Origin of the sequence: Tardiphaga sp. 42S5, from assembly GCF_034044155.1 — a bacterium.
Classification (GTDB): domain Bacteria; phylum Pseudomonadota; class Alphaproteobacteria; order Rhizobiales; family Xanthobacteraceae; genus Tardiphaga; species Tardiphaga robiniae.
In genome coordinates, this window is the sequence record NZ_CP139027.1 from 106,796 (window position 1) to 132,632 (window position 25,837).

24 protein-coding genes are annotated in these 25,837 nt (G+C 62.2%); 5 read left to right on the top strand and 19 right to left on the bottom strand.

Going from position 1 to position 25,837, the window contains the following annotated elements:
• Positions 1–24: 24 nt before the first annotated feature.
• From SFY93_RS00510 to SFY93_RS00545, 8 genes are all read right to left on the bottom strand, one after another.
• Entirely contained in the window at positions 25–912 is an 888-nt protein-coding gene (locus SFY93_RS00510; RefSeq protein WP_120286760.1) for a branched-chain amino acid ABC transporter permease, read from the bottom strand.
• The gene (locus SFY93_RS00515) at positions 905–1,678 is read right to left on the bottom strand and encodes an ABC transporter ATP-binding protein (protein ID WP_320445667.1); all 774 of its coding nucleotides are present in this window, start codon (positions 1,676–1,678) and stop codon (positions 905–907) included. Before SFY93_RS00515 ends, SFY93_RS00510 begins: the two co-directional genes overlap by 8 nt.
• 2 nt (positions 1,679–1,680) lie before the next feature.
• A complete protein-coding gene (locus SFY93_RS00520; protein WP_320445668.1) occupies positions 1,681–2,664 on the bottom strand; it encodes a branched-chain amino acid ABC transporter permease in 984 nt (327 codons plus the stop codon).
• Entirely contained in the window at positions 2,636–3,355 is a 720-nt protein-coding gene (locus SFY93_RS00525) for an ABC transporter ATP-binding protein (protein WP_320445669.1), read from the bottom strand. The genes SFY93_RS00520 and SFY93_RS00525 overlap by 29 nt, the downstream gene beginning before the upstream one ends.
• 5 nt (positions 3,356–3,360) lie before the next feature.
• Positions 3,361–4,512: an ABC transporter substrate-binding protein gene (locus tag SFY93_RS00530; RefSeq protein WP_320445670.1), complete on the bottom strand. Its 1,152-nt coding sequence runs from the start codon at positions 4,510–4,512 to the stop codon at positions 3,361–3,363.
• 67 nt (positions 4,513–4,579) lie between these two features.
• Complete coding sequence (locus SFY93_RS00535) at positions 4,580–5,344, bottom strand: HpcH/HpaI aldolase family protein (RefSeq protein WP_320445671.1); 765 nt, start codon at positions 5,342–5,344, stop codon at positions 4,580–4,582.
• Between the two features lie 39 nt (positions 5,345–5,383).
• Positions 5,384–6,283 (bottom strand): cupin domain-containing protein, encoded by a 900-nt coding sequence (locus tag SFY93_RS00540; protein ID WP_320445672.1) that lies wholly within the window; start codon positions 6,281–6,283, stop codon positions 5,384–5,386.
• 79 nt (positions 6,284–6,362) lie between these two features.
• The gene (locus tag SFY93_RS00545) at positions 6,363–7,304 is read right to left on the bottom strand and encodes a DUF6282 family protein (protein ID WP_320445673.1); all 942 of its coding nucleotides are present in this window, start codon (positions 7,302–7,304) and stop codon (positions 6,363–6,365) included.
• 217 nt (positions 7,305–7,521) lie between these two features.
• On the opposite strand from SFY93_RS00545, the gene SFY93_RS00550 reads away from it, so the two are divergent.
• Positions 7,522–8,343 carry an IclR family transcriptional regulator gene (locus tag SFY93_RS00550; RefSeq protein WP_320445674.1) on the top strand — a complete coding sequence of 274 codons (822 nt, stop codon included), beginning with the start codon at positions 7,522–7,524 and terminating at the stop codon, positions 8,341–8,343.
• Here SFY93_RS00550 and SFY93_RS00555 read toward each other — a convergent pair.
• The 6 genes from SFY93_RS00555 to SFY93_RS00580 all read right to left on the bottom strand — a co-directional run bounded on the left by SFY93_RS00555 (position 8,340) and on the right by SFY93_RS00580 (position 14,857).
• On the bottom strand, positions 8,340–9,386 hold the full coding sequence (locus tag SFY93_RS00555; RefSeq protein WP_320445675.1) for a tRNA-dihydrouridine synthase: 1,047 nt from the start codon (positions 9,384–9,386) through the stop codon (positions 8,340–8,342). The two genes, SFY93_RS00550 and SFY93_RS00555, sit on opposite strands and share 4 nt — an antisense overlap.
• Before the next feature lie 14 nt (positions 9,387–9,400).
• Entirely contained in the window at positions 9,401–10,303 is a 903-nt protein-coding gene (locus SFY93_RS00560) for a beta-keto acid cleavage family enzyme (protein WP_320445676.1), read from the bottom strand.
• A gap of 90 nt (positions 10,304–10,393) precedes the next feature.
• On the bottom strand, positions 10,394–11,440 hold the full coding sequence (locus tag SFY93_RS00565; protein ID WP_320445677.1) for an Ldh family oxidoreductase: 1,047 nt from the start codon (positions 11,438–11,440) through the stop codon (positions 10,394–10,396).
• Positions 11,441–11,458: 18 nt separating this feature from the next.
• Positions 11,459–12,499 (bottom strand): NAD(P)H-quinone oxidoreductase, encoded by a 1,041-nt coding sequence (locus SFY93_RS00570; protein ID WP_320445678.1) that lies wholly within the window; start codon positions 12,497–12,499, stop codon positions 11,459–11,461.
• Positions 12,496–13,836, bottom strand: a complete 1,341-nt coding sequence (locus SFY93_RS00575; RefSeq protein WP_320445679.1) for an MFS transporter — start codon at positions 13,834–13,836, stop codon at positions 12,496–12,498. Before SFY93_RS00575 ends, SFY93_RS00570 begins: the two co-directional genes overlap by 4 nt.
• A gap of 58 nt (positions 13,837–13,894) precedes the next feature.
• Complete coding sequence (locus SFY93_RS00580) at positions 13,895–14,857, bottom strand: DUF6282 family protein (RefSeq protein WP_320445680.1); 963 nt, start codon at positions 14,855–14,857, stop codon at positions 13,895–13,897.
• Positions 14,858–15,152: 295 nt separating this feature from the next.
• On the opposite strand from SFY93_RS00580, the gene SFY93_RS00585 reads away from it, so the two are divergent.
• Positions 15,153–15,992, top strand: coding sequence for a DNA-binding transcriptional regulator (locus SFY93_RS00585; protein WP_320445681.1), 840 nt, complete (start codon positions 15,153–15,155; stop codon positions 15,990–15,992).
• Between the two features lie 402 nt (positions 15,993–16,394).
• Here the strand turns inward: SFY93_RS00585 and SFY93_RS00590 are convergent, their stop codons facing one another.
• The gene (locus SFY93_RS00590) at positions 16,395–17,612 is read right to left on the bottom strand and encodes an MFS transporter (RefSeq protein WP_320445682.1); all 1,218 of its coding nucleotides are present in this window, start codon (positions 17,610–17,612) and stop codon (positions 16,395–16,397) included.
• Positions 17,613–17,871: 259 nt separating this feature from the next.
• Between SFY93_RS00590 and SFY93_RS00595 the strand changes: the two genes are divergently transcribed.
• The 3 genes from SFY93_RS00595 (at position 17,872) to SFY93_RS00605 (ending at position 21,351) form a co-directional block, all read left to right on the top strand.
• The gene (locus SFY93_RS00595; protein ID WP_320445683.1) at positions 17,872–19,146 is read left to right on the top strand and encodes a hypothetical protein; all 1,275 of its coding nucleotides are present in this window, start codon (positions 17,872–17,874) and stop codon (positions 19,144–19,146) included.
• A gap of 175 nt (positions 19,147–19,321) precedes the next feature.
• Positions 19,322–20,236, top strand: a complete 915-nt coding sequence (locus tag SFY93_RS00600) for an alpha/beta fold hydrolase (RefSeq protein WP_320445684.1) — start codon at positions 19,322–19,324, stop codon at positions 20,234–20,236.
• Between the two features lie 98 nt (positions 20,237–20,334).
• On the top strand, positions 20,335–21,351 hold the full coding sequence (locus SFY93_RS00605) for an LLM class flavin-dependent oxidoreductase (RefSeq protein WP_320445685.1): 1,017 nt from the start codon (positions 20,335–20,337) through the stop codon (positions 21,349–21,351).
• Between the two features lie 142 nt (positions 21,352–21,493).
• Here SFY93_RS00605 and SFY93_RS00610 read toward each other — a convergent pair whose 3' ends face one another.
• The 4 genes from SFY93_RS00610 to SFY93_RS00625 all read right to left on the bottom strand — a co-directional run bounded on the left by SFY93_RS00610 (position 21,494) and on the right by SFY93_RS00625 (position 25,724).
• Positions 21,494–22,855, bottom strand: a complete 1,362-nt coding sequence (locus SFY93_RS00610) for a carbohydrate porin (protein WP_320445686.1) — start codon at positions 22,853–22,855, stop codon at positions 21,494–21,496.
• 5 nt (positions 22,856–22,860) lie between these two features.
• Complete coding sequence (locus SFY93_RS00615) at positions 22,861–23,892, bottom strand: transporter (RefSeq protein WP_320445687.1); 1,032 nt, start codon at positions 23,890–23,892, stop codon at positions 22,861–22,863.
• Between the two features lie 239 nt (positions 23,893–24,131).
• Positions 24,132–24,905 (bottom strand): acetoacetate decarboxylase, encoded by a 774-nt coding sequence (locus tag SFY93_RS00620; RefSeq protein WP_320445688.1) that lies wholly within the window; start codon positions 24,903–24,905, stop codon positions 24,132–24,134.
• A gap of 36 nt (positions 24,906–24,941) precedes the next feature.
• Complete coding sequence (locus tag SFY93_RS00625) at positions 24,942–25,724, bottom strand: 3-hydroxybutyrate dehydrogenase (RefSeq protein WP_093757438.1); 783 nt, start codon at positions 25,722–25,724, stop codon at positions 24,942–24,944.
• Positions 25,725–25,837: the final 113 nt, after the last annotated feature.

A 25,837-nucleotide genomic window follows, 5' to 3' on the forward strand; every position in this document is an offset into this window, starting at 1 on the left:
ACTCTCACAAGCGACATCATTGGATCAGGCGCTCTTGGCCCGGCCGGCGAACAACCCACTGGGGAAAAACAGCAGCACGATGAGCAGCACCGTCAGCGCCACGATGTTCTTGAAGCCCGCGCCGAAGAACACGATGGCACCGGACTGGATGACGCCAAGGAAGATGCCGCCGATCAGCGCCGCCGGCGCACTGCCGAAGCCCCCGATGATCGCCGCGATGAAGCCGTTGATGCCGAACGGCCCTCCGACGCTGTACGCCGTATATTGCGTTGGCGTGATGAGAATGCCGGCGGCGGCGCCCAGCGCTGCACTGAGTGCGAAGGACACGATCAGCATGCGCTCGACGGGAATGCCGAGCAATGCGGCGGCCTCGCGGTTCTGCGAACAGGCCCGCAAAGCGCGTCCCATCCGCGTGCGGTTGAAGAATTGCGTCAGAGCGAACACCATCAGGGCGCCGCAGCCGAGCACCCAGAACAACTGATAGCCGATCGCGATCGGCCCGATCTTCAACGGCCCGCCGGATGTGAATTCAGGGTAGGTCCGCGGCTGATCGCCCAGCGTGAGAATGACGACCTGTTCGATCAGAAGCTGGATAGCCAGAGTCGCGAGAATGATCGCGAACAGCGGCGCTTTGCGACGCCACATCGGATTGATGATGGTGATCTGGACGAGAACGCCGATGCCCGCGACCAGGATTGTCGACAGCACCGCCGAGACATAGATCGGCAGGCCGAATTGCGTCAGCAGCGTATGTGCGAACATGCCGCCGAGCATGACGAACACGCCCTGCGCGAAATTGACGATACCGCTGGCATTGTAGATGACGCAAAATCCGATCGCGACCAGTCCGTAGATCAGTCCGATACCGACGCCGTTGACCAGACTCTGAACGAGTTCGACTGCGCTAGGCATTGGCTGCCTCCTCTACGCCGAGATAGGCGGCAATGACTTCGGGATGGACCTTGATTTCGTCCGGCGTGCCTTCGGCGATCTTTCGTCCGAAATCGAGCACCGCAATCCGGTGCGCGATCCGTGTGACCAGACCGACATCGTGTTCGATCAGCAGCACCGTGGTGCCTTGGCGGTTGATCTTCTGGATGATGTGCGCGAGCGCGTCGGTCTCCTGCGTATTGAGACCGGCGGCGGGCTCGTCGAGCAGTAGCAGCCGCGGCTTGGATGCGAGCGCGCGTGCGACTTCGAGCAGTCGTTGTTGACCATAGGGCAGCAATTCGGCATCGAGATCGGCCTGCGCGCCAAGCCCGACGAAATCGAGCAGTTCGCGCGCCCGCTCGTGAACCTCGGCTTCCTGCCGGCGAAACCAGGATGGCCGCAGCAGTGCCGCGGCGACGCCCCCGCGGGTCGCGAGGTGGCAACCGACCTCGACATTCTCGGCGACGGACATGCCCTTGAACAGCTGCACGAGCTGAAACGTCCGGATCAACCCCATAGCGGCGATCTGATCCTGGCGCATGCGCGTGATGTCGTGGCCGTCGAAGGCGATGCTTCCCGAGGTCGAATTGAGGAAGCCGGAGATCATGCTGAAGAATGTCGTCTTGCCCGCGCCATTCGGGCCGATGACCGCGAACAGGCTGCCTTGCGGCACGTCGAGGTCGATCTCGTTATTGGCAAGCAACCCGCCGAAACGCTTGGTCAGACCTTTGACCTTGAGGAGAGCCATGCTCACGCCTCCCCTTTGTCTTTGCGCGGGCGAAACAGTCCACCGAGTGCCGACAGGCCCTTGGGCGCATAGATCAGCATCAACAGCAACACCAGCGCGTAGGCTATGTCCTGGAAGCGGCCGGTGCTGCGGAAGATTTCCGGCAGCAGAGATGCAACAATGGCGCCGACGACCGGACCGATCAGCGTGCCGACGCCTCCGACATAGAGCATCGTGAAGGTCACGATGACCATCTGCGGGCCGAACACTTCGGGACTGATGAAGCCGACCGTATGCGCGAACAGCGATCCAGCGGCCGACGCATACAATCCGGCGATGACGAAGGCGATGAGCTTGAAGCGGGAAATGCGAATGCCGAGCGCAGCGGCGCCATTCTCGCTTCCGGAAATGGCGCGCAGTCCGCGGCCGAAACGTGAATCGCGCAGGCGCTGCGAGATCCAGAAACCGACAAGCAGCAGCCCACCGAGGCAGAGCAGCTTCAGCCGTTCGTCCTCGACGGTCAGGCTGCCGATGCCGAGCGGTGGAATGCCGGCATAGCCCATATAGCCCTGGGTCAGGCTGGTCCACTGGACCGAGATGTCATAGGTAATGAGGCCCAGCGCGAAGGTCGCCATCGCGAGATAGTGGCCGCGCAGACGCAGCGTCGGATAGCCGATCACCAGCGCGGCTATTCCCGCCACGCCCATCGAGGCGATCAGGGCAAGCGCAGGCTCCCAGTTGTACTGCACACAGAGAATGGCGCTGCCATAGCCGCCGATGCAGGCGAAGGCGTTCTGGCCGAACGAGGCCTGCCCCGTATAGCCCATGAAGAAATTCAATCCGAGGCAGAAGATGCCATAGATCATCGCGAGCTGCATCACCGTCAGCAGATAGCCGCCATAGATCAGCACGGCGACAAACAGCAGCGCGCCTGCCCCAAGCAGGCCGATGGAGAACCGGTCGAGACGCGCAACCGGCTTAGGTGAAGTAATAGCGAGCAAGGTCATGGTGCGATTCAATCTCGTGCGTCGGCAACTCGGCCCGAACGCTTCCAGAGGCAAGAATGTAAACGCGCTGGGCGAGCTTGAGCGCCAGCGGCGCTTTCTGCTCGACCAGCAAGATACCCAGACCCTCCTTGTTGAGGGCGCCGAGCGTCGACAGGATTTCGGAAGCGACGCGCGGCGCAAGGCCGAGCGACGGCTCGTCGAGAATGAGCAGTTTTGGATCGGCCATCAGTGCCCGGCCGACAGCCAGCATCTGCTGCTCGCCGCCGGACATGGACGATGCGGTCTGGTCGATACGCTCGCGCAGCCGTGGAAACAGGGAGAACACCTTCTCCAGCTGCCGCTCGCTGTGGGCCTGCGGTCCGGACAGTTTGTAGGCGCCGAGTTGCAGATTCTCCCGCACGCTCATGTCACCGAACAGGCCCCGCCCTTCCTGCACCATGATGATACCGAGCCCGGCCAGCTCATGGGTGCATAGATGAGTGACATCCCGGCCGTTGAACACAATCTGCCCGGTGCTGGCGATCAGCCGCGTGACGGCGCGAAGCAAGGTGGTCTTGCCGGCTCCGTTCGGTCCCAGAATGGTCACGAACTCACCGGGCGCCACATGGAGCGCGGTCGACCGCAGCGCTTCGATATGACCGTAGCGGGCCGTCAGATCGCGGACAGCGATCAGGGGGACAATGTCCGCCATCGCCGTCACTTCTTGAGAACCAGAACGCCGTCCTTCACGGAGGCGATCACGTAGGGATTCTTGATAATCCCGATATGGTTCTCCGCGCTGAAGTCGTAGGACGCGCCCGCACCGTCGTAATGGCCGAGTTTCTCGAACGCATCGCGTACGGCCGTCCCATCGGTCGAATTCGCCTTCTTCATGGCGGCAGCCATCATCATGATCGAGTCCCAGGCGCGCGAGGCCTGCGCGTTGTCGGACTTGCCGAACTTCGCCTTCATCGCCTTGACGAACGGCTCCGCGGCCGCGCGGGCGGCGGGATCCGTGATGACCTTGATGTCGTCGGCTGCCACCTGAATAAGCGGCGACGGGACCAGATACTGGTCGCCAAGCACCTTGCCCGCCGAGAGCAGAATATCGAGCTCGTTGATACTGCCCAGCATCAGCATCTTGGTCAGGCCGAGGCTGCGGATGTTGTTGACGACGGTTACCACCGCATTGCCTTGCCCCAGCATGATGATCGCCCCGGCGCCAGCCGCATTGATGCGCCCGATCTGAACGCTGAAGTCGGCGTCGTCCTGCTGGTAGGACTCATTGGCCACGACGGTCAGTCCGAATTCCTCGGCGCCCTTTTCCGCTAGGCCGCGCATCAACAGGCTGTACGGGCTCGGATCGGAGAGGATTCCGACCTTACGGATATCGGTCTTGTCCTTGAGATACTGATAGCGCGCATCCACCTCGAATTTGGGTGGCGGCAGGAACTGGAAGGCCCACTTCTGCTCGTCCGGCTGGCGCGGCAGAATGGAACAGAGAAACATCGGCAACTTGGCTCTGGAGACGAAGCTCGCGGCGGCAAAGTTGCCGGCCGAGATGCAGCCGCTGTCGAAGGCGGTGACCTTGTCGTCTGTCATCATTTTCCGATAGACGACCACTGCCTGCTGCGGCGTCGACTTGTTGTCTTCGATCACCAGTTCGAGCTTCTTGCCCAGGACGCCGCCTTGCGCATTGACCGCCTCAATGGCGATCTGCATCCCGTCACGCCAGTGACCGTCGGTCGCCGACCCGTATCCCGTCAAACCCAGCGACGATCCGATCTTGATCGTCTGCTGCGCTGACGCCGGCAGTGCCAGCGCGAGCGCGAACAGCGTGGCGCAAATTGACGCCTTGTGTGGTCTCATGTCTCCGTCCCCCTGTCTGTTTTTTCAGCTTGAGCGCTGATTGCAGATTGATCGATCTAACGCGTGCTCATCCAACCTTGTCCCGGACATCGCGCAGGGCGGCAGTCGCCGCCTGGCGCAGAAAGCCCTGATCCGACGAGAGCACGAAGACGTTGGCGCCGAGCGAATTCAGCCAGGCGGCCTCGCTCGCATTGCCAACATAGACGCTGATCGGCTTGTTGGCCTTGCGTGCTGCCTCCGAGATGCGTTCGACTGCGCGCAACACATCGGGCGGATCCTTCGATTCATCGCCAAAGGCCGCGGTCAGGTCGCCCCGCCCGATAAACACCGAGTCGACGCCGTCGACGGCGGCGATGGCGTCAATCTCGTCCAGCGCCACCGGATCCTCGATCTGGGCTACGAACACCATCCGGGCATCCGAATCCGCAATGTGTCGCCACATCGGTATGCCGGAATAGCGACCCGCACGCGTGCTGGTCGCAAAGCCGCGGCTGCCACCGCGATAGCGCAACATTGCTGCCACCTCGCGCGCATAGGCCGCGCTCTTCACATGGGGCACCAGGACGCCGGTGGCGCCGCAATCCAGCACCGAGAGAATGGCCTCCGGTCCCGGCACCCGAACTAGCGCCGGCGTGTCGGTTGCCCGCGCAGCCATCAGCGCGATGTCGCTGCTGGTGCGATCGAATGGACCGTGCTCCTGATCGATCACGACGAAATCATAGCCGATATCGCCGAGGATTTCGGTGCCGTGACCGGTCGGTGTCTTCAGAAACGTGCCGACAAGTTTCTGGCCGCCAAGCATGCGCTGCCGGAATGTGGAAGCAGTTGTCATCTTTGATAATCCTGTTGCCGTTGCTGGGTGGACTGCCGGTTACGGCATCGGATATTCATCGGCGTTCAGAATCCAGCCGGGCTTCTGCGAGAAGTCGAGCCGCGGCGGACAGAAGATGTCGACGAGCTGGTTGAAGTCACTCCCACAGGCCTCGGTTGTGTGGATCGAGGGGGGCGGAATGACTGCGATGGACGGGGTCTTGCACAGTTCGTGATCGTCCTTGCGCCAGTTCTTCTTGTTGATCGTCCAGGGCCAGCGCAGATGGTGAATGAACTCCCCTTCAACCGCGAGCGAGCACTGCTCGAAATCGTCGTGATGATGCGGCGACAGTTTGCTGGGATCGCGGGGGCCGTTATAGCCGTCGAGATAGTTCACCATGATGGTGGTGCAGCGCCAGATACGACCGAAGCGGCCCGGCTCCGGCGGCACGTCGAGGCTGTAGACGCGCAGACGAAAGCCATCTTTCGGCGCGGGCCACGACTCCAGCGGTGCGACGTAGGGCTTGGCCGTGGCATATGATGCTGCATTGGCGCATTTCGCCGCAAGATCCTCCGACCGCGTGGTGAAGATGCGAACGATCTTGCCGGCTTCAATGATCTTGATGCTTGACCGTCCTGGCGGCACGAAGGCCAGCGACCGGCCGTTGACGCGCTTCGTGCCCTCCGCCGTGGTGATCTCCACGGCCACCTTGGGGTCGGACAACAGCACGGCGTATTCGTCCGGCTGCTCCTCACGCGCCAGCACACCGCCGGCTTTTCCCTCCGTATGCACGAGTAGGAAGTTCTGCCCGCGCCCATACCAGCTCCTGCCTGACGGCCCATCCTCCTGCGGCGGCTCGTCGTAGAAGCGGAGATATTCGGCCTGACCGAAAGGACCTGCCGGCGCGGCGCCTGCGGCTGCGGGCGCAAGCTTGGCCCTCGGATCGGTGGTGTCGTACATGTGGAATCTCCCTTGGTGTCAATTCTGGGAGCCGGCGTTTCACGATGCGCCGGCCTGAGCCTGTATCTTGTCCGGAAGGCTAACTGGCCCGCGCCGCAGCTACATCCGCTTCGATGCCAAGCGCGCGCGCGGTGTTGCCGGAGACCATCTTGCGGATCTGATCGTCGTCGTAGCCCAGATCCATGCAAAGTCTGATGCCGCGGCGGAATCCGTCGAGCGGGCTGAAGGTTCCGGTCTGGCCAAGGTCGGAGCACAGCATCGTCTGCTCCACACCCGCAGCCTCGATCTGGTCGCGCAGGTCCTCGGCCTCGCGGCTCTTGAACTTGCAGCCGTCGAGGAACATGCAGAGCGAGTGCTCGACGAAGGCGCCCATCGCTGCGATACCTTTGACGTCATTCAACGACGCGTCGACGATGTCCTCCGGATGAGTGAACACCAGACGCTTGACGCCCCGGCGTTGCGCCTCTTCGAAGATCACCCAGGTCTCGCTGACATGCAGGTGGCCGCTGGCCAGCACCATGTCGTTGCGCGCGACGATATCGAGAATTTCCTTCATGTCGTCGCGTACCGACTTGTCGTCGTTCAGCACCGGAATGGCGGTAACCGGTCGCATCCGCTCGGTGGAGGCCGGGTGCACCCATTGAGCCGACGCCTGCCATCGCAGATGGTTTGCGGCGGCCAGCGTGGGAAGCCAGACGATCCTGCCACCCAGCGCAGCGGTGTGCTCAACCGCGTAGGGATTGAGACCGCCCACCACATTATTGAGCACGATGCTGGAATAGATCTTTGTCTTCAACTCGGGAAAGTGCTGCCGGATCAACTCGGCCGTCATGACGCCGCTGTAGTCGTGATCCTTGGTGACGACCGCGGCGAAACCCGCCTCTGAGGCCTGCTGAAGCAACGTGACGTGGTCGATGCCGCGCGGTGCGATGGACGGCCCGCTATGCACATGCGGATCAATCGCCCCCTTCAGCAACGCGTCGATGCGCGCCTCGACCTTGGGGTCAGTTATCTCTGTCATTCCCTCACCGCACTTTATCCCGACTGCCTTGAAGACTGTCGATTTCGTTGACGTTCGCGAGAGCGGAACGTCGTTTCATTTAAAGATAGTGGTCAGCGCACGGTCGTGTCAATAGTTTCGGGGCATATGCCCGCGACGCTCAACGCATCAATCACATTGCACTTGCATTCCAGTTCGCTACGTTGTTCAGCACAAGCGAACACGAAATTGAGAAACGATGAGCGATTCAGCATCAACCGGCGTCCACTCCGTGCAACTGGCCATCGACGTACTGGAAGCCGTTGCATTCTCCGACGATGAACTGGGCGTGACGCAGATCTCCGACCGTCTGGGCATGACGAAGGGATCGGTGCATCGACATCTGCAGACGCTGGTCGACCGCGGGTATCTCACGCAGAACTCCAGCACCTCGCGCTACAGCATCGGTCCGAAGGGCCGGTTGCTCGCCCGGCATGCGCCGGATGCGGATCTCATCCAGCTCGCGGAAGGACCAATGCGGCAGTTGCGTGATGCCCTTGGTCATTTCGTCGTGCTCTCCGAAATGACGCCGCGCGGCGCGTTGATCCTGCACAAGCTGTCGGGGACGGCGGCGATTGAACTCGGCGTTCGCCCGGGCAGCGAATTGACCTTCCATGGGTCGGCGCAAGGAAAGGTCCTGTTGGCGTTCGCCCCCAGCCCCATGAGGGCGCGCGTCCTTGCGCAGCCCTTGCAGCGTTTCACCGACAAGACCATCGTGTCCGTCCGTAAGCTCGAACAGGAATATCTGGAGATCGTGCGTCTTGGTTTTGCCACGGCCCCCGAGCAGAGCTTGATCGGGATGAATGCGGTGGCCGCGCCGATCTTCGACGCGCAGGATGCCTGCATCGCCTCGGTCGCCATCGTGGCGTCGATCCAGGTCCTGCCGGAGAAGACACGGCCGTCCGACGTCGCCCAGCTCATCGAGGCGGCACGCCAGATCTCGCACAAGCTCGGGCACGGCCGCGGCGCTCATCAACCACCACCCGTCAAGCGCAGCGCACGGACGGCGCGCCCGCGTTAAAGCTGATCGGCAATGTATTTTCTCCAGTTGTCGGTGCGCAGCGGCATGTCGGCGAATGACTTGCGCTGGTCTGCAGCCCTGCCAACCAGTTCGGCGGCGGTCATCCGCTTGCCGCGCAGGTAAGCGTCGAGTTCATCCAACGCGGATGACAGCACGGCCGCGCCGCGCAGCATCACCGCAGACGCCATCTCCACCGCGCTGGCGCCGGCGAGCATCATGCGCGCGACATCGAGACCGGTGCGTGCGCCATTGGTCGCAATCAGCGGCTTGTCGCCGCCAAGCTGTTGCCGCGACACAGCCAGCCAGTGACACGTCAGCGGCAGATTCCAGTATCCTCCGACGCCTAGCGTCGTTCCCAGAAACGGCTGCATCGTCTCGACATCAGGCACGAAGCCGAGCAGCCGCCCGGCCATCACCACGGTTTCGCCGCCCGCGCGAAATGCGGCATCTGCCAGGTCCGGCACGCGCTCGCTCTGTCCGGTGATCTTGACCCATAGCGGGATGCCGATCGCCTGCCGTACCGCAGACACGATCATGGACACGCGCTCGGGATCGAGTTCGGTGGACACCACACCTTTTGCCTGGCTGGCATAGGGCGTGCCGATATTCAGCTCGAGGACGCGCAGGCCCGCCTGCTCGACCTGCCTGGCCATCTCGACCGTTCGCGCGAGGTCCGCAACGATCAGGCTCGCGACCGCATAGGATTCGACCTGGCTGGCCTCGCGATCGAGCTGGACTGTCTGATCGAGCCACGCATCGAAGCTCTGCGGCGTCAGGCCAGAGCGACAGGCGATGAATGCCGTGTCAGGCGCATTCGGCGTCCACGCCATTTCGCGCCACTCGCTGTCGAGCAGCATGTATTCGGCGCGCTGCAGCTGGTCACGGCCGCGCTCGGATTCGTTGATGGACTTGACCACCACCGCGCCAACGCCGGCGCGCAGCGCACGACGTACGCCTTCGGCGTCGATATGATGCTCCGCGGATCCGGCAATCAGCGGATTCTTGAGGGCCGTTCGGCCGACGGTGACGTTGAGACGCGTCATCCGGCAGACCTCCGTCAGCTTGCCGCTAGGCGGGTGGGAAGGCCGATGATCTCCCGCGCCTCGCGCGGCGATGCGATCGCTCCGCCGAGTTCCTCGACGATGCGCCGGGCCTTCTCCACCATGGCAGCATTCGATGGCGCGAGTTGCCCGCGCGACAGATAGACGGCGTCTTCCAGACCAACGCGAACGTGTCCGCCGCACAGATAGGATTGCGCGACATTGTGGAATGACGTCTTGCCGATGCCGATTGCGGTGAACTGAGCATCCGGCGGCAGCATGTTGCGGGCGTAGATGACCGTCTCGGGACTTGGCTGGAAGCCATAACGAACCCCCATGACGAAGGAACAGAGTACGGGCCCGTCGAATGTGTTGTCCTTCAGCAGATCATTCATCAGCGCGATATCGCCGGAATCGAACAGCTCGATTTCCGGCTTTACCCCGGCCTCACGGATCACCTTCGCCATCCGCCTGACATTGCCGGGCGTATTGATGACGACTTCCCTGCCCGAATTCATGGTGTTGAGATCGAGGGTACAGATATCCGGGCGAAGCGCGGCGATGTGCTCGACACGTTTTTCAGGTGCAATCAGCGTCGTTCCCGCCGCTGCGACGCGTGGCTGATCCGTGGATGGAACGAAACGGCCGCCGGGGCCCGTGGTGATGTTGAGGATCAGCTGGGTGTTTTTCGTGCGTATCCGGTCAACCACGTCCCGGTAATATTCGAGCTCCATCGAAGGCTTCCCGGTGGAAGGCTCCCTCACATGGATATGCACGATGGCGGCGCCGGCCTCGGCCGCCCCGAGACAGGCCTCGGCGATTTCCGCCGGCGTGATCGGCAGATGCGGTGTCTGCTCCGGCGTGGTCAGATTGCCGGTGACGGCGCAAGTGATGAAAACCTTTTGACGCGGCGCCTGCATCGCCCGTGCTCCTGTCCGTTCTGCGGCCGTCGACATGACGGCCGGTCTCATTTTAATTCTTACGGCGATGCTTTTTGGCAGCGCGTACCGTTAAGACGGCAGACGCTCTGGCGATCCGATTTCCTCTGCCAGCGCGTTCAACGTCGCGGACAATGCGCGTGGAATATCGATCCGGCCGCCATCGCTCTGGCGCTTCGTCCAACTGCGTTCACCCGGCGTACGTGGCGGCACCTGCGCGCGCGACGCGCGAATTTTCGCGAGCTCGGCGGACGCTTCATTGCGGAAGTCTTCGGCCGACCGGAAGTGTTCGATATCGATAGCCAGAAACAGCAGCGAACACAGAAACGGCTTCGAAAGGTCGCCATAGAGCGGCGCAACCTCGTCGCCGCCGGGCCCCTGCGACAGCAGGCTGCACATCAGATTGATCGCCAGCGACAGGCCGAAGCCCTTCGCGCCGCCCGACGGCAACAGCATGCCGTCGATCGCGGCCTTGGCATCCGTCGTAGGCTCGCCGTTGCGGTCGACAGCCCACGTCGGCGGGAGCGGCTTCCCTTCCCGCTCATAGACGCGGATCTTGCCGAGCGCCGCCTCACTCAGCGCCATGTCCAGGACAAACTCGGGCCCGTCGGACACCGGAAGAGTGATCGAGAGAGGATTGTTACCGACCAGTTTCTCCAGACCGCCAGGAGCCGGCATCATCGGCTTGGTGTTGCACATGGCGATGCCGATGCAATCACGGGCACTTGCCTGGCGTGTATACCGGGCCGCCGCGCCGAAGTGAAAACTGTTGCGAACGGCCACGATACCGACACCCGTCTCTTTACTGCGCTCAATGGCCATCTGGATGGCCGCATCACCCGCCAGATGGCCGAACATGCCCTGCGCATCGAGCACAGCCATTGCCGCGCGGCTCTCAACCACGATCGGCTTCACAGCGGACGACACGCTCCCGAGGCGAAGCCGGCGAATATACATGTCGGCCTGCGACAGACCGTGCGACGGGAGACCTGCCACATCAGCATCAACCAGCGCGCACGCCATCTGCCCGGACGCCAGCGACGGAAGACCGGCGCGCTCGAACAGATCGGCGAGAAACTTCTCGGCCGCCGCGACCGGCATTGACAGGACATCACTCATCACGTCGTCTTTCGTGCTCTAATTCGGTCGACCGTCCGGCACCACATAGGCAAGGGCCGGATCGACAATCAGCACGACCTTGCCGATCTGTTCATTGGCATCCATCAGGGCATGCGCCTTGGCCATGTCCTCCAGCGGAAATGCCGCGCAGATGCTGAGCCGCATCCGCCGATCCTCAAGCAATGGCCAGACCTCGCGCATCAGGGCCTTGGCAATCCAGCCTTTGTATTCCGACGGACGTGGCCGTATCGTCGAGCCCGTCAGCGTCAGCCGGCGGCGCACGATCTGCCGGACATTGATGTCGGCGCGCTCACCGAGGTGGCTCGCGATCAGGACAAGGCGACCATCGAAGGCCAGCAGTTCCAGCTCCAGATTGGTGTAAGGACCAGCCTGCGAGTCGAGGATGACGTTGATGCCCTGCCCCTGCGTCGCTTCCACCAGCGGCTTGACCCAATCGCAGCGATAGTCGAGCGCGATCTCCGCGCCGAGATCGCGACAGATCTGACGCTTGGCTTCCGACCCGGCCGTGGCGAAGACACGCGCCGATCGCAGCAGCTTTGCGATCTGGATGGTCGCCATGCCGACACCGCTGGTGCCACCCTGTACGAGGATGCTCTTACCCTCCGCCAACTTGCCGAGAAGAATGACGTTGTTCCAGCAGGTGAACAGCACCTCGGGAAGTACCGCCGCTTGCGCGAAGTCGTATCCCCGAGGGATCGACATGCATTGCACGGCAGGCACGCTGCAATACTCCGCATAGCCGCCGCCGGTGACCAGCGCGCAGACCGCACTCCCGACCCGCGGCCAGTTCACGTCAGGCGCCGTCGCGACCACGATACCCGCGATATCGAGGCCGGGAATTTCCGTTGCGCCGGGCGGCGGCGGATAGAGTCCGCGGCGCTGCTGGATGTCTGGCCGGTTCACGCCGGCCGCCACCACACGCACCAGCACTTCGCCGCGCGCCAGCGTCGGCAAGGCCTCTTCACCGAGCGTCAACACCTCGGGACCGCCAAAGCGGGCGATCCTGACCGCCCGCATGTCCGACGGAAGAGTCGTCATGACGCGGTCTGCCGGCGAGCGGCAGCAGCGGTAACAGTGACCTCGCTCTCGCCGTCGGTCTTCGGCAGGACGCGCCATGTCAGCAACATCGCGAACGCGCTGACGGCAAGCAGACCCAGGCTGAGGGCGGGTACCGACATCGCAGCCAGCGCACTGCCCGACAAGCTCGCGACCCACGGCATGAGATTCTGCGCAGCAAAGCCACCGAGACTGCCGATCGTGCTGATGGCTGCAATCGCCGCCGCCGCATGTGCTCCCTTGAATATCTGTGACGGCAGATACCAGAAGCACGGAAACATCAGCGAGACGCATGGGGTGCCGACCGCGAGCGCCACATAACGCATCCAGTTCTCGGTCAGCAGGGTCGAGGTGAAGAACGCCCCCATTCCGCACAGGGCGATCACCGCCATGCCGATCAGGACTGTGCGGTGCTCGCGCAGATGGCGTGGGAGCCAGACAAGGACCGCGGCAGCCACCGCCCATGGCAGTGCATTCAGCACACCGTTCTGCGTGCCGGTCGTGCCGAACCCTTTGACCACCGTTGGCAACCAATAGATGATTCCGTAGAGCGACAGCGTGATCAGCGTGTAGACGAACGAAAACCACCACACCCTTGCGTCAATCAGGACGCGGAGCGGACTGGTGTGCATCGTGGTGGCGATTTCATCACGACTGAGCGCGTCCGCCAGCCGCGCCTTCTCATCGGACGACAGGAAACCGGCCGTCTGCGGGTTGTCGGGAAGATAGCGCATCACCAGAACGAACAGGATAGCCGCAGGCGCGCCGGTGGCGATGAAGACCCATTGCCAGCCGGCGAGACCGAGCATGCCGTCGAAATCCAGCAGGATGCCGCCGAACAGCGAGCCGAACATGTTGCCGAGCGGACTGCCGATGGTGAGAAGCGCCACGGCCTGCACGCGGTAGCGCTTGGGAAACCAGAGCGTGAGGTAGAAGATAATGCCCGGATACGCGCCCGCCTCGGCCACGCCGACCAGGAAGCGCACCGCCGCAAACATCGAGCCGGTCATGCTGAAACCCAGCAGCACCGTCAGCATACCCCATGTCAGCAGGATACGCGCAAACCAGAGCCGCGCACCGAACCTGTGCGCGGCCAGCGCGCTCGGGATTTCAAAGAACGAATAGCCGATAAAGAACAGCGAGGACGCCAGTCCGTACACGGTCTCGGACATGCCCAGGCTGCTGGCCATCTGCAGTTTGGCGTAGCCGACATTCGACCGGTCGATCACGGCCAGCATCATCATCGCCATCACAAGCGGCATGACCCGCCACATGATGCGATTCATCAGGGCTTCTTCGCTTTCGCGATCCACGTTCATGGTTTCCTCGTCGATCTTGTTGGCCGACCTTCCCCGGTCGTTCTTGTCGGTCAGGATTCTATTGAGCGGCGCGCTTCGCCGGCAGATCGAGAAATGCCGCCGCGTTCTCGCTGATCAGTTTCTTGATCGAGGCGTGCGGCATCTGCAGATCGAGCAGCATCTGCGTGACGCTACGGAAACCATCCACCGGACGCTGCGAACCGAGCAGGCCCAGATCGGACGACAGAATGGTACTATCCACGCCGGCGACCTCGATGAGGTGGGCCAGATCGTCCCCGCTGAACTTCTTCGACTTGCCTTCGATGAACATGCAGATGGAATGTTCCATCGTCACGCCGAGCGCGACCAACTGGCGAATATCGCTATCGGCAAAGCCGACCACGTAAGTCGGATGATTGACCATCATCTTCCTGACGCCGCGGCGTTTGGCCTCCTTGAAGAGGACGTGCTGCTCCGAAACGTGGAGGTGACCGCCAGCCAGGATGATGTTGGCCTCCGCGATCAGATCGATGACCTTCTTCGTGTCATCCGTGAGCTTGCCGTTGGCGTCCAGCGCCGTGAGCGGGATCGGATCCAGCATCTTCTGGGATGTCTTCGGGAATGTCTTGGCCTGACCGCTGGCCTGAACATTGATATGGTTGGCGGCCGACAGCGTCGGCATCCAGACGATCTTGCCGCCGAGCTTGATCGCATGATCGACCGCGTGCGGATTGATGCCGCCGGATGCATTGTTCAGCGCCACGCCCGAATACAGGTGAACGCCGAGCTGCGGAAACAGCTTTTCCAGAATGATGGCATGCGCCATTCCGGGATAGAAGTGATCCTTATACAGCACCGCGCGAAAACCCGCCGCGGCAGCGTCCAGCATCTCCTCATGGTGATCAAGTATCCGCGGCATCGCGGCAGGCCCGCTGTGGCAATGCAGATCGATCGCATCGACCAGCAGCTCCTCGACCTCCTTCGGACGCGAGAGCGGCGGGAGCGCGACAGTGTCAGGATATGAAACGGAATTCTCGGCCATGATGGCTGCCCTTCAGTGGATGCTGGTTCTGAGAAAATGGCTATCTGCCGATGAATGGTGGGGCCGCAGCCCACGCCTCATCGCGCGGCCCTCCCGCGTCGGCGCGTACGCGACAGATCGCAATAGCGCCCGACGTTTTCCGGACATGGCAGGTGAACTGATTGCCACGCGATACTGATGCGGCGCAACGACGCCATTGGCGCCCTGACCTCTCCGCAAGACACGGCACTTCCTCCCACGACACGGTTGCGCTTCGGTGGCCTGAAGGACACCGGCGCATTCTGTTGGGCCGATATTGCAACCAGCCGGGCCATTTGCCATATCTATTCGCCAGCGTTCCGCAGAGTGGAATCTTGGTATGGCCCCCCGTTCACCGAAGGTCGAAGCGGCAGCCCGCACGCTCATCCTGCTGGAGGAGTTGAACCGGCATCGCGTCGCGTCGATCCAGATCCTTCATCTCGCGACGGGCCTGCCGAAGTCGACCATCGTTCGGCTGATGAAATCGCTGTGCGCCATGGGCTATGCCGCCAATGACCGCAGGCAAGGCGGCTACACGGTGGCGTCGCGCGTCAAATCCCTGAGCAACGGCTTTCACGGCGACCCACTGGTGGTCGAAGCCGCGCGACCCTGGGCGCTGTCCTTTACGTCACAGCATCAGTGGCCGTTGGCGATCGGCGTTCTCGACCACACGTCCGTGGTCGTGCGCTTCAGCACCATTGCGGACAGTCCAGTGTCGCCGTTCCACGGAACGATCAACATGCATCTCAGCCTGCTGCGCCGCGCACTGGGTCGCGCCTATCTGGCATTCTGCCCCATCGGGGAGCGTCTGATGTTGCTCGATCTCCTTTCGCGATCGACGGATGATGAAGATCAACTCATCGGAGATCGCGCTCAGACATTGTCGATGCTGAGATCAATCCGGAAGCAAGGCTATGCCGAGCGGGATCGCGCCGTCGACCCTCGCTCCTCCGGGACGATCGCCATCCCGATCATGAGTGGAGACAAGGTGCTTGCGACAGTAGGAATGACTTATTTCATCTCTGCAATTGATCGACGTGAATTGCTCAAAACCTTCCTGCCCAGCCTTAAGACCTTGGCAGAGAACATCTCTCGAAGCGCTGCTGCCCTCAAGTGAATACGATCAATAACAACCGCGATTTCCACGAAGGTCGCTGGACCCGATGATCGTGACGCCACGTCAAATACGGGTCAGATCAAATAGGTCAAATTTGCATCTCGACGTCAGCTCTGCGCGAACAACGGCCATTGCCTAGGTTGACCCGAACTGCACGGGGCGCGCCTGCCGCCGTGGCGGCCAGCTATTTTATTTTTGCTAGCTAATACCGGGCATCAGCTTGCTGGTATTTCTGTTGGTATCGGTGGACTTTCACGACGAAAACAACTTTAAATTCAGATGGTTATGAGAATAAAAACTGCCGGCCAGGGGCACCGACAGGTCATTAGCAGTAATCCATTGACGACTGGCTATATTTTCGAAAAGCGCGTTAGCCGCAAATGACGACTGGAAGATTTGTCCTCACGCCGGCACGGGCGCGGGCGCCGCTTTCGCGACCGGCATCGGCCTGAATGTCATTGCGATCAGGAAAGCGCCGAGCCCCATGATCCAGGAGCCGATATAGAGCCAAGCGTAGCTGGCAAACGCGTCGTAGATCAAACCTCCGGCGAGAGGTCCAGTCGCCATGCCGAGGCTGCCGGCCATGGCCGTTCCGCCGATCACCGTGCCCATCATCCGCAGCGGAAAGTTTTCGCGCGCGAGAACGGCGTAGAGCGGCATGGTGCCGGCGTAGATGAAGCCAAAGACCGCCGCCACGGTGTAAAACCCGCCGAGCTCACGCACGAAGACAAAACCGAGCGCGCCGAACGCCTGAGCGAGCAAGCCAAGGACCAGTACACGCTCGGCGCCAAAACGGTCGCCGAGCAGGCCGAAGGCGATACGGCCGCCCATCCCTGCCAGACCTTCGACGCTATAAATCGTGACCGCAGCGACAAGCGGTATGCCGCAGCTGATCGCGTAGCTCACAGTATGGATGATCGGCCCAGAATGCGTGGCACAGCAGAAGAAATTCGTCAGCAGCAGGATGATGAACTGTGGTGAGCGTAGCGCCTGCGCGCGCGACATCTCTGCTTGCACCGGCTCGGCGGATGGAGCGGGGGGCGCGCCCTCCAGCGCCGGCGCGCGGCGCACCAGCAGCGAGACTGGAATCATGATCGTGGCCACGACGAGGGCCACGATCTGCATCGAGGTGCGCCAATCGTGGTTCGAAACGAGCCAGGCCGCCAGCGGCGACATGGTCATGGGCGCCATGCCCATCCCCGCCGAAACCAGCGAGACGGCCAGGCTGCGATGCGTATCGAACCAGCCGGTGACCGTCGCCATCATCGGCGCAAAGATCGCGGCGGTGGCGCCGCCGACCATCAGCCCGAAGACAAATTGAAATGCGACCAGGGATGTCGCGAGGCTCGCCAGCACCAGGCTTGACGCGAGCACGACCGACCCGGTCAACACCACTGGGAGTGGCCCCAATCGGTCGGACAAGGTGCCCCAGATCAGGCTGGTGACAGCCATCGCGAGGAAGCCAATTGTCATGGCGCTGGATATACCGGTGACCGACCAGCCGGTGTCCCGCGCGATCGGCTGGAGGAACACCGGCAGCGAAAACATGCCGCCGATCGCGACGCATCCCAGAAGGCCGCCTGCGGCGACGATTACCCAGCGATAGTGAGAATTGGTCATTCCTGGTCTCCACGTTAGCGCTCTCTGAGTGGAAGACGCACGGGACGGGCCGGAGCCGACAGGCCGAGGGCCGTCGCAGCTCACGTTTTTGCGAGCGCGTACAGTTGTCCGTTGCCGCGATGACAGTGATCTTGCGGGCCAGCGGGCCGATTCGGTTGATCGCTGACGAGAACATCTCTTGTCGATCGGCGGTTTATTAAGTCTAACAGGCTCAGACTGCCCCGAGGCGTCGCGGGGGCTTCATGCGTGCGAGATCGAAATGTCCAGCCTGAGCAGACGAGCCATCCTGATGGGAGGCGCGGCGTCCATGATGCTGCGCTCCCGTCCATTGGCCGCGCTGCCGCTTCCAGGCCCGTCCGATACCTTCACCGACAGCGTCGGCGTCAATGTGCATATCAGCAGCGAGCCATATGCGAGTCATTTCGACCGGTTTCACGAGCTGCTTGCGGCATCAGGCATTCGCCATCTGCGCGACGAGTTGCGGCCGGGCAACGATCTCGATCGCTGGCGCGCGCTGAACGAACGCTCGGGCGTCCTGTTCAATGTTGTTGTATCGCCGGCGACCAACACCGTGCTGGAGATGATGACCTATCTCGCCGCATTGGGCATCGAGCGCGTCTCGGCGATAGAGGGCCAGAACGAGGGCAACAGCGACTGGTTTCTGTCGCTGCCGCTGGCGAAGCCGGGCTGGAGCAATGTCGTCGTGAACTATCAGCGCGAGGTGCACGCTGCGCTGCGCGCGCGATATGCGGCGGCGGAATTGCCGCTGCTGTCGCCGAGCGTCATCAACTGGAAGCCCGCCGACGTCGCACTGCTGCGCCCGGCCGCGCAGTTCAGCGATGCCGTCGCCATCCATTCCTATGTGCAGAAGGCGCAAGAGCCGGAAACAACCAACGACTACGCCGCCGTGTCCTGGTATCTGCACAATATGCGCGACGCGTTCAAACCCGGCGCACCCGCACTGGCAACCGAATGCGGCTATTGCAATGTCGTGAAGCCCGGTACCTCCGGCGTCTCGGAAACGGCGGCGGCGCTCTATCTGCCACGGCTGCTGCTCAACAACTTCCGCCTCGGCATTCTCCGGACATTCCTCTACGAATTCTTCGATGGCGGTACCGATCCCAATGACGGAGAACATCATTGGGGCCTCGTCCGCAATGACGGCTCGCCGAAGCCTGGCTACCATGCGATCCGGAATCTCCTGTCCGCACTGAAAGGCGCACGCCGCGCCAACAACGATCCGCCGCTACGCGTGGCATCCACGGCACCGGACCTGCGGCACATCGCGTTTCAGGATGCGCAGGGACAACCGCTGCTTGCGGTATGGCGCGCGGTGCGCTGCTGGAATGTGGAGAAGGCTGAAGACATCCCGGTGCCCACGGAGCCGATCGACATCGCCGTCGATGGCCCTGCCGCTTCGCTCTCCTTCAACCGTCCGAATGACGATGCCGAGTGGCGCCGCGTGCCGGTGACCGACGGGCACGCGACGATCCCGCTGGACGGGCGCGTGGCGATCATCCGGCGTTCCAGCTGAGCTGGTATGACCTGCTGTGGCTTGAACCACCCCGCCGCGCTTTGTATCCTGAAACTGCGTACGAACTGACGGTGAGCAGCAAAGTCTTTCAGACAAGGTCTTTTAGACTCTGCGGTCCGGCCAAGCATGCGACAGCTTCGCCTTCTGCTCCAAAATATAACGGATTCTCCCCCATATGGACTATGCGCCTTCCGCTCCGGCCGTTGCGGCCGAGACGCACGCTTTTCAGGTTCTGCTCGAGGACGGCGCCACCGCCAGCATACGCGTTTATGGAAAAGGCCCACGGATCATCTGCAGCCATGGCAATGGCCTCGCCATCGATGCTTTTCAAAGCTTCTGGCATCTCTTCACGGATGACTACGAGACTGTGGTGTTCGACTTCCGTCATCATGGCCGCAGCAGTCCGTATCGCCAGCCCATTCCGCATGTCTGGCCACAGCTCATCCGCGACTATGAGGCGATCATGCGGGGGATCACACGCGAACTCGGCGCGGCGCCGAGCCTCGGTGCATTTCATTCGATGAGCGCACTGACGACCCTGCTGCATGCCGCTGAATATGAGACGCCGTGGATCGGCATCGTCGGCTTCGAGCCGCCGGCGACGCCGCCAGCGAGCTATCCGGAGTTCCAGAGTTTCCGCACGGAAAATGACAGGCTCGCCGGACGCGCTGCGCAGCGTCGCGCCACCTTTCCGAATGTGCAGGAGCTGTTCGAGTCCTATCGCCGGAGCTCGGCATTTGCCGGCGTCGACGATGCCGGACTGCAAGCACTCGCCGCATCCACGCTGCGCTGGAACGACGACAGCCAGCTCTATGAACTCGCCTGCGCCAGGGAATTCGAGGCCAGCATCTTCACCATGCAGGATCTCCCGGGCGCCTGGGAGCGGATGTGCAGTGTCAGGCTGCCGGTGCTGCTCGTCGCCGGCGAACCAAAGACAAGAACCAGCCCGTTCGTCGACATGGAGCGTGCCTTCGCGCGCGATGGCGGCTTCGCCTTCACCACCGTGCCCGACGCCTCGCATTTCATGCAGATGGAAAAGCCGGCCGAATGCGCCGCGATCGTCCGCGCCTTCCACGCGGGCCTGACCTGACCGCTCGAGAGTAACGCCGGGCTGCCATGCCGGGCGCGCAACCGGCTGGCAATCCGCCCCAGCCATGCCCACATGGCAAGGGCAATGGGAGCCCCGTCATGACCGCACTATCCATCCTCGACCTCGTCCGCGTCACCCAGGACACCGATGCGCGCGGCGCGCTCGACAATTCCCGGGATCTCGCCGGCCATGCGGAACGCTGGGGCTATCAGCGCTTCTGGGTCGCCGAACATCACAACATGATCGGCATCGCCAGCGCCGCAACCTCGGTGGTGATCGGCCATATCGCGGCGGGGACCAAGACCATTCGCGTCGGTGCCGGCGGCATCATGCTTCCGAACCATGCGCCGATCGTTATCGCCGAACAGTTCGGCACGCTGGCGCGGCTGTTTCCCGGCCGCATCGATCTCGGCCTCGGCCGCGCACCCGGCACCGACCAGATGACAATGCGGGCGCTGCGCCGCTCGCTGCAGAATTCCGACAATTTCCCGCAGGACATTCAGGAGCTGCAGGCCTATTTCGCACCGGCCGGCCCAAACCAGCGCCTGCAGGCGGTGCCTGCCGCGGGCACCGACGTGCCGCTATGGATCCTCGGCTCCTCGACCTATGGCGCGCAGCTCGCCGCGGCGCTCGGCCTGCCCTACGCTTTCGCCTCGCATTTCGCGCCCGACCAGTTGCTGCAGGCCCTGCAGATCTATCACCAGCACTTCGAACCATCCGAACAGTCGACGAAGCCGCATGCGATGGTCGGCGTCAACATCATCGCCGCCGATACCGACGCGGAGGCGAAGCGATTGTGGACCACGCAGCAGATGTCGTTCACCAATATGTTCCGCGGTACCCGCGGGCTGAGCACGCCGCCGATCGACGACATCGAGACTTACTGGTCACCGGCCGAGAAGATGCAGGCCATGGGCATGCTGCGGCGTTCGATCATCGGCTCGAAGGAGACGGTTCGCGCCGGCATCGCCGCGCTGGTTGAGGAGACCGGCGCAGATGAGCTGATGATCGTCTCCGACGTCTACGACCACGCCACGCGGCTGAAATCATACGAAATGATTGCCGAGGCTGCCGCGGGTCTCAACAAGACGCCGAAAGCCGTAGCTGCTGAATAGCCAAAAAACTCGTCATTCCGGGGCGCGTGCGCATCTTCGCGCGCGCGAACCCGGAATCTCAGAATGTTGAACATGACGGGATTCCGGGTCTTTGCCGCCGCCGGTAAGCCGGCTCTGGCAAATCCCGGAATAACGAGAAACTCTAGAAATTGATGGTGGTGCGGACGCCGAAAACCGCGGCGTCCTTGATGCGCTTTGTCTGCGTGGCATCGTTGGGATCGACGGCCCCGCCAGCGGGATGCATCACATATTGAAACACCGGCTGCACCGCGACACCCGGCGCGACCGCAGCGAGATAGGTTACTTCCAGCACGGCTTCGAAATCGCGGATGGGCGATTGAATTCCGGTGAAAAGCTGCACATCACGATCAAGCCCGCGTGCGCCATCCGAGATACGCGCATAAGTCATCGCGATTCCGAACCTGTCATCCGGCCGCTCGGCCGAGAAGCCTGATACCTGGATGCCGCCATCGAGATAGAAGCTGATCAGATTACGATCGGACGGGCTGATCGACGTGCGTGCAAAGAAGCCGATGCCCTTGTCCGGACCGAGTGCACTGAAAGCGAGCCGCTGTTCGTAAACGGCGAAAACGCCGCGATTGCCGCGCCGCATCAGCGGCTCGCCGGTGCCGGCCGGATCGGCCTGCGACAGGCCCTGTGCGGTCCAGCGCTCGTCATCGAATTCGGCGAGATGCACCCAGCCGCCGCCGGTGATTGACCCCGGCAGCTCAGACGGCCCGAGCTTGTAGCTGTATTTCAGCTGCCCGATGATCCACGGCGGATCGTTGACGCGAGATGCAAGACCATGCGCGTTGGCGATCTGCGGATCATTCGGACCGGGCGTTGCCGCACTGCCATTGAACACCGCCAAATAGGCCGTGAACGCATCCGACAGACTGGCCTTGAAACGAACGCCCGGCACGGCGAGTGGCGGCGAGGGTCCGCCCGCCGGCAGGATCACGCCGGTAATGCCGGGCCAGCCCAGCGCCGAATTGACGAAGATATCGTCATACTTGCTGTCGATGAACTCGATATCGGATGGCTGCTGACCGACCTTCACCAGCAGTCTGCCGCCGAACAGCGACTGTTCGATCCAGAATTCATAGAGCCGCGTCGCCGGCAGCGCTTCGATGCCGCTCACCAGCATCAGATTGCCGATATAGTCGCGCGACAGGCCAGGTCCGTGGATCTGATAGACATTGGCGTGAAAGGTCGCGCCGCTCCAGCCAACCGCCTTGTCGAGATCGACATCCACGCCAAAATCGAACCGTCCCTCATAGACCGCGCCGCGCCGGATGCCGCCGGACGCATTGCCGAGCGCCTCGCCGATGTAAGTGGCTGACAGCGCCACACCCCATTCGGCGAGCCGGTCATTGATCGGCTTCAGGCCATTATCGCGCCAATCGCCGGCATGCGCCGATGACAGCGAGATCGTGCCACAGGCGACAAGGCCGGCGACCGCCATCATCGCACGGACCATCCAGCACGAAAACACACCAGCCATGATAGCTACCTGATGATCTTGAGGCGCTTCATCACGGCATAGGCCGATGCTGACGAAATCAATATCAGTGCGCCCGCCCAGAGAAATCCGGTTTCGACATCGGTCAGCGGCAGTCCCTTGGTGTTCATACCGAAGATGCCGGTGACCAGCGTCGGCGGCAGCAGAAGCGCGGTAAGCACTGAAAGAACGCGAAGGCTTTCATTGCCGCGTTCCTCGATCTGCAGATGCAGCTCTTCCTGCAGCAGCCGGCTGCGCTCGCGCATCTCGACGACGTTGTGATCCAGCCCGTCGAGCCGTTGCGCCAGCTTGCCGGCACGCAGCTGCAGCGACGGTTTCAACTCACGCTGACCTTTGGCCTCAAGCCGCTGGAATACGATGCGCAGCCCGGACAGCTGCCGATGCAGCCGCACGCAGGTCCGGCGCAGACGGCCGAGCTTCTGCAATATGTCACGGGAGTCGCCGGAGACCACCTGCTCCTCGATCTCGTCGAGCGATATCGCCAAACTGTCGGCGACGCCGTCCATGGTGTCGGCAACATTCTCCACGATCGTCTCAAGCAGCGCGGCCATGCTGTCGACCCGCTGGCCCTGCTCAAGCGAACGGCGCGTCGCATCGACGGCGCACAGCGCATGATGCCGACCACTGATCAACAAGCGTTCGGTCATCACGAAGCGCAGATAGCCGGTGTCTTCGGTCGCCTCGTCGATATCGCGCAACAGATCCGAGATCACGCCATAGATACTGTCATCGGTGGCATGGAGCTGCTGATATGTGTCCTTGGACAGCAACAAGGCACGGGCCTGCTCCGGCGCACGCAATGGGATCTGCGCCAGCCATTGCAGCGCGCGCGCGTCAGTCAGGTTGAAATGCAGCCACAGCAGCCCGCCGTGGACGAGATCGATGCCGGCATCGACCGGCAATGGCTCCGGCTTGCCGTCGGAATGAATGCGGAAGGCCCAGACCAGACCCGGAATCAGATCAGGCGCGCCTGGTATGGACGTCACTTCTGCAGATGTGACCGGCACTTCAAGCTGCATCGGACACCCACCGTTTTTCACGCCACGCAATACGCATGCGCCACCAAAAAAATAAAATATCTGCCTGCGGCTCTCCGACTGTGTCAGTCCGCCGCAGGCACTTAATGACACCCTTGTTACAGGGATATGTCAGCCGAGATGAGATGATGATCCGATTAGAAAAAATCGGATCATCATCTCGTCTCTTTGTTTTGAGCATGATCTTTCGGAAACCGGTTTCCACTTTTCCGGATCATGCTCTATTCGGCGGCTTCGGCGAGTGTGTCGCTCTGCTTGTTGTAGTCATGGACGACGCGGCCATAGGGCAATGTCAGATCGGCCAAGAAATGATGCGCACCGATCACGCGGCGCACCGGAAAGTCGGCGACCGGCGCGTTGACGTGCGGGATCAGATGCAGACGGCCGGGGCCGAACCATGAGCCCTTCACGGTGATATCAGTCAGGTTGATCGCCACCAGCTGACAGACTTCCGCGCTGCCATCGACGCCGGGGATCAGCTTCAGATTGATCTGGGTCTTGGACAGCGTGGCGTGCGTCGCTTCGCCATTGCCCGCCATGGCGCCGTGCTTGTAGGCCATCGTGCCCATGGCCACCTGCTGCCCGGCATATTCCAGCGTGCCGGTCAGCGTGTCCTTAACCACTTCAAGTTTCGGATGGGCGTATTTCTTCGGGAAGCCCCAGATCTCGCGCCCGGCAGCGATCGGCGGATCATCGTCCAGATACATTTGCGAGACGAAGTTGACGTCCTCGCCCTTGAAACGCGCGGGGATCACGAGGCCCGTTTCGGTATAGCTGCCGAAGCCGGATGAATCCGGCATCTTGATCCATTCATAGTGGACGATGGGCTGTTCGATCGGCTCCAGCGGCTCGGGCAGACCCATCCGGATCAGGTCCGGATCGGTCTCATAAGAGATGACAAGGAATTCGCGATTGATGAAGCGATAGGGACCGGCGGGATAGCTCGGGCCGGCCATCGGCATCGACGGCAAGCGGAGGATGTCTTCCTGGCGCATCGGAAACTCCTTGGGTGCGAAATCGCTGGTTTAAACTCAGTGCGCGGTCCACCCGCCATCGACCGGCAGCGTGATGCCGGTGATCGAACGGGCGTGGTCGGTGCAGAGGAAATTGACGACCGAGGACAGTTCTTCGACGGTCACGAAACGTTTGGTGGGCTGGGCGGCGAGCAGCACGTCGGAGATCACCTGCTGCTCAGTGATGCCGCGCGCCTTGGCCTGCTCCGGGATCTGCTTCTCGACCAGCGGTGTCATCACATAGCCCGGACATACCGCATTCACGGTGATGCCGTGTTCGGCGACTTCCAGCGCCGCCGTCTTGGTCAGCCCGGCAATGCCATGCTTGGCCGCGACATAGGCCGACTTAAACGGCGAGGCGACCAGCGCATGGGCCGAGGCAATGTTGACAATGCGGCCCCAGGACTTCGCCTTCATGTGGGGGATGGCCAGGCGTGTGGTGTGAAACGCACTCGACAGGTTGATCGCCACGATCGCATCCCACTTCTCGACCGGGAATTCCTCGAGCGGCGCGACATACTGGATGCCGGCATTGTTGACCAGGATATCGACGCCGCCGAATTCCTGTTCCGCCTGCGCCATCATCGCCGCGATGTCGTTGCCGTCGGCCATGTTGGCGCCGCTATAGAGCACCCGGACCTGATGACTGTCGGCGATCTCGCTGCGGATCGCCTCGATCTCATTGGCGTCGCCGAAGCCGTTGAGCACGATATTGACGCCGCTGGCCGCAAGGCCGCGCGCGATACCAAGGCCGATGCCGCTGGTGGAGCCGGTGATGATGGCGGACTTTCCAGACAGCATGCGCGCAACCCTTCGTAAGCAAACGTTAATATCTGCTTCTTTGCTAGCGATCCTGTTTGACGGCGGTATGAGGAATTTCCTTCAGCCGCGTGACGCGCTGCATGGACTGATGC

Bases quoted from the DNA above. Each gene is read 5' to 3' on its own strand.
- SFY93_RS00510 (WP_120286760.1), bottom strand. From the start codon at position 912: ATGCCTAGCGCAGTCGAACTCGTTCAGAGTCTGGTCAACGGCGTCGGT.
- SFY93_RS00515 (WP_320445667.1), bottom strand. From the start codon at position 1,678: ATGGCTCTCCTCAAGGTCAAAGGTCTGACCAAGCGTTTCGGCGGGTTG.
- SFY93_RS00520 (WP_320445668.1), bottom strand. From the start codon at position 2,664: ATGACCTTGCTCGCTATTACTTCACCTAAGCCGGTTGCGCGTCTCGAC.
- SFY93_RS00525 (WP_320445669.1), bottom strand. From the start codon at position 3,355: ATGGCGGACATTGTCCCCCTGATCGCTGTCCGCGATCTGACGGCCCGC.
- SFY93_RS00530 (WP_320445670.1), bottom strand. From the start codon at position 4,512: ATGAGACCACACAAGGCGTCAATTTGCGCCACGCTGTTCGCGCTCGCG.
- SFY93_RS00535 (WP_320445671.1), bottom strand. From the start codon at position 5,344: ATGACAACTGCTTCCACATTCCGGCAGCGCATGCTTGGCGGCCAGAAA.
- SFY93_RS00540 (WP_320445672.1), bottom strand. From the start codon at position 6,283: ATGTACGACACCACCGATCCGAGGGCCAAGCTTGCGCCCGCAGCCGCA.
- SFY93_RS00545 (WP_320445673.1), bottom strand. From the start codon at position 7,304: ATGACAGAGATAACTGACCCCAAGGTCGAGGCGCGCATCGACGCGTTG.
- SFY93_RS00550 (WP_320445674.1), top strand. From the start codon at position 7,522: ATGAGCGATTCAGCATCAACCGGCGTCCACTCCGTGCAACTGGCCATC.
- SFY93_RS00555 (WP_320445675.1), bottom strand. From the start codon at position 9,386: ATGACGCGTCTCAACGTCACCGTCGGCCGAACGGCCCTCAAGAATCCG.
- SFY93_RS00560 (WP_320445676.1), bottom strand. From the start codon at position 10,303: ATGCAGGCGCCGCGTCAAAAGGTTTTCATCACTTGCGCCGTCACCGGC.
- SFY93_RS00565 (WP_320445677.1), bottom strand. From the start codon at position 11,440: ATGAGTGATGTCCTGTCAATGCCGGTCGCGGCGGCCGAGAAGTTTCTC.
- SFY93_RS00570 (WP_320445678.1), bottom strand. From the start codon at position 12,499: ATGACGACTCTTCCGTCGGACATGCGGGCGGTCAGGATCGCCCGCTTT.
- SFY93_RS00575 (WP_320445679.1), bottom strand. From the start codon at position 13,836: ATGAACGTGGATCGCGAAAGCGAAGAAGCCCTGATGAATCGCATCATG.
- SFY93_RS00580 (WP_320445680.1), bottom strand. From the start codon at position 14,857: ATGGCCGAGAATTCCGTTTCATATCCTGACACTGTCGCGCTCCCGCCG.
- SFY93_RS00590 (WP_320445682.1), bottom strand. From the start codon at position 17,612: ATGACCAATTCTCACTATCGCTGGGTAATCGTCGCCGCAGGCGGCCTT.
- SFY93_RS00595 (WP_320445683.1), top strand. From the start codon at position 17,872: ATGTCCAGCCTGAGCAGACGAGCCATCCTGATGGGAGGCGCGGCGTCC.
- SFY93_RS00600 (WP_320445684.1), top strand. From the start codon at position 19,322: ATGGACTATGCGCCTTCCGCTCCGGCCGTTGCGGCCGAGACGCACGCT.
- SFY93_RS00605 (WP_320445685.1), top strand. From the start codon at position 20,335: ATGACCGCACTATCCATCCTCGACCTCGTCCGCGTCACCCAGGACACC.
- SFY93_RS00610 (WP_320445686.1), bottom strand. From the start codon at position 22,855: ATGGCTGGTGTGTTTTCGTGCTGGATGGTCCGTGCGATGATGGCGGTC.
- SFY93_RS00615 (WP_320445687.1), bottom strand. From the start codon at position 23,892: ATGCAGCTTGAAGTGCCGGTCACATCTGCAGAAGTGACGTCCATACCA.
- SFY93_RS00620 (WP_320445688.1), bottom strand. From the start codon at position 24,905: ATGCGCCAGGAAGACATCCTCCGCTTGCCGTCGATGCCGATGGCCGGC.
- SFY93_RS00625 (WP_093757438.1), bottom strand. From the start codon at position 25,724: ATGCTGTCTGGAAAGTCCGCCATCATCACCGGCTCCACCAGCGGCATC.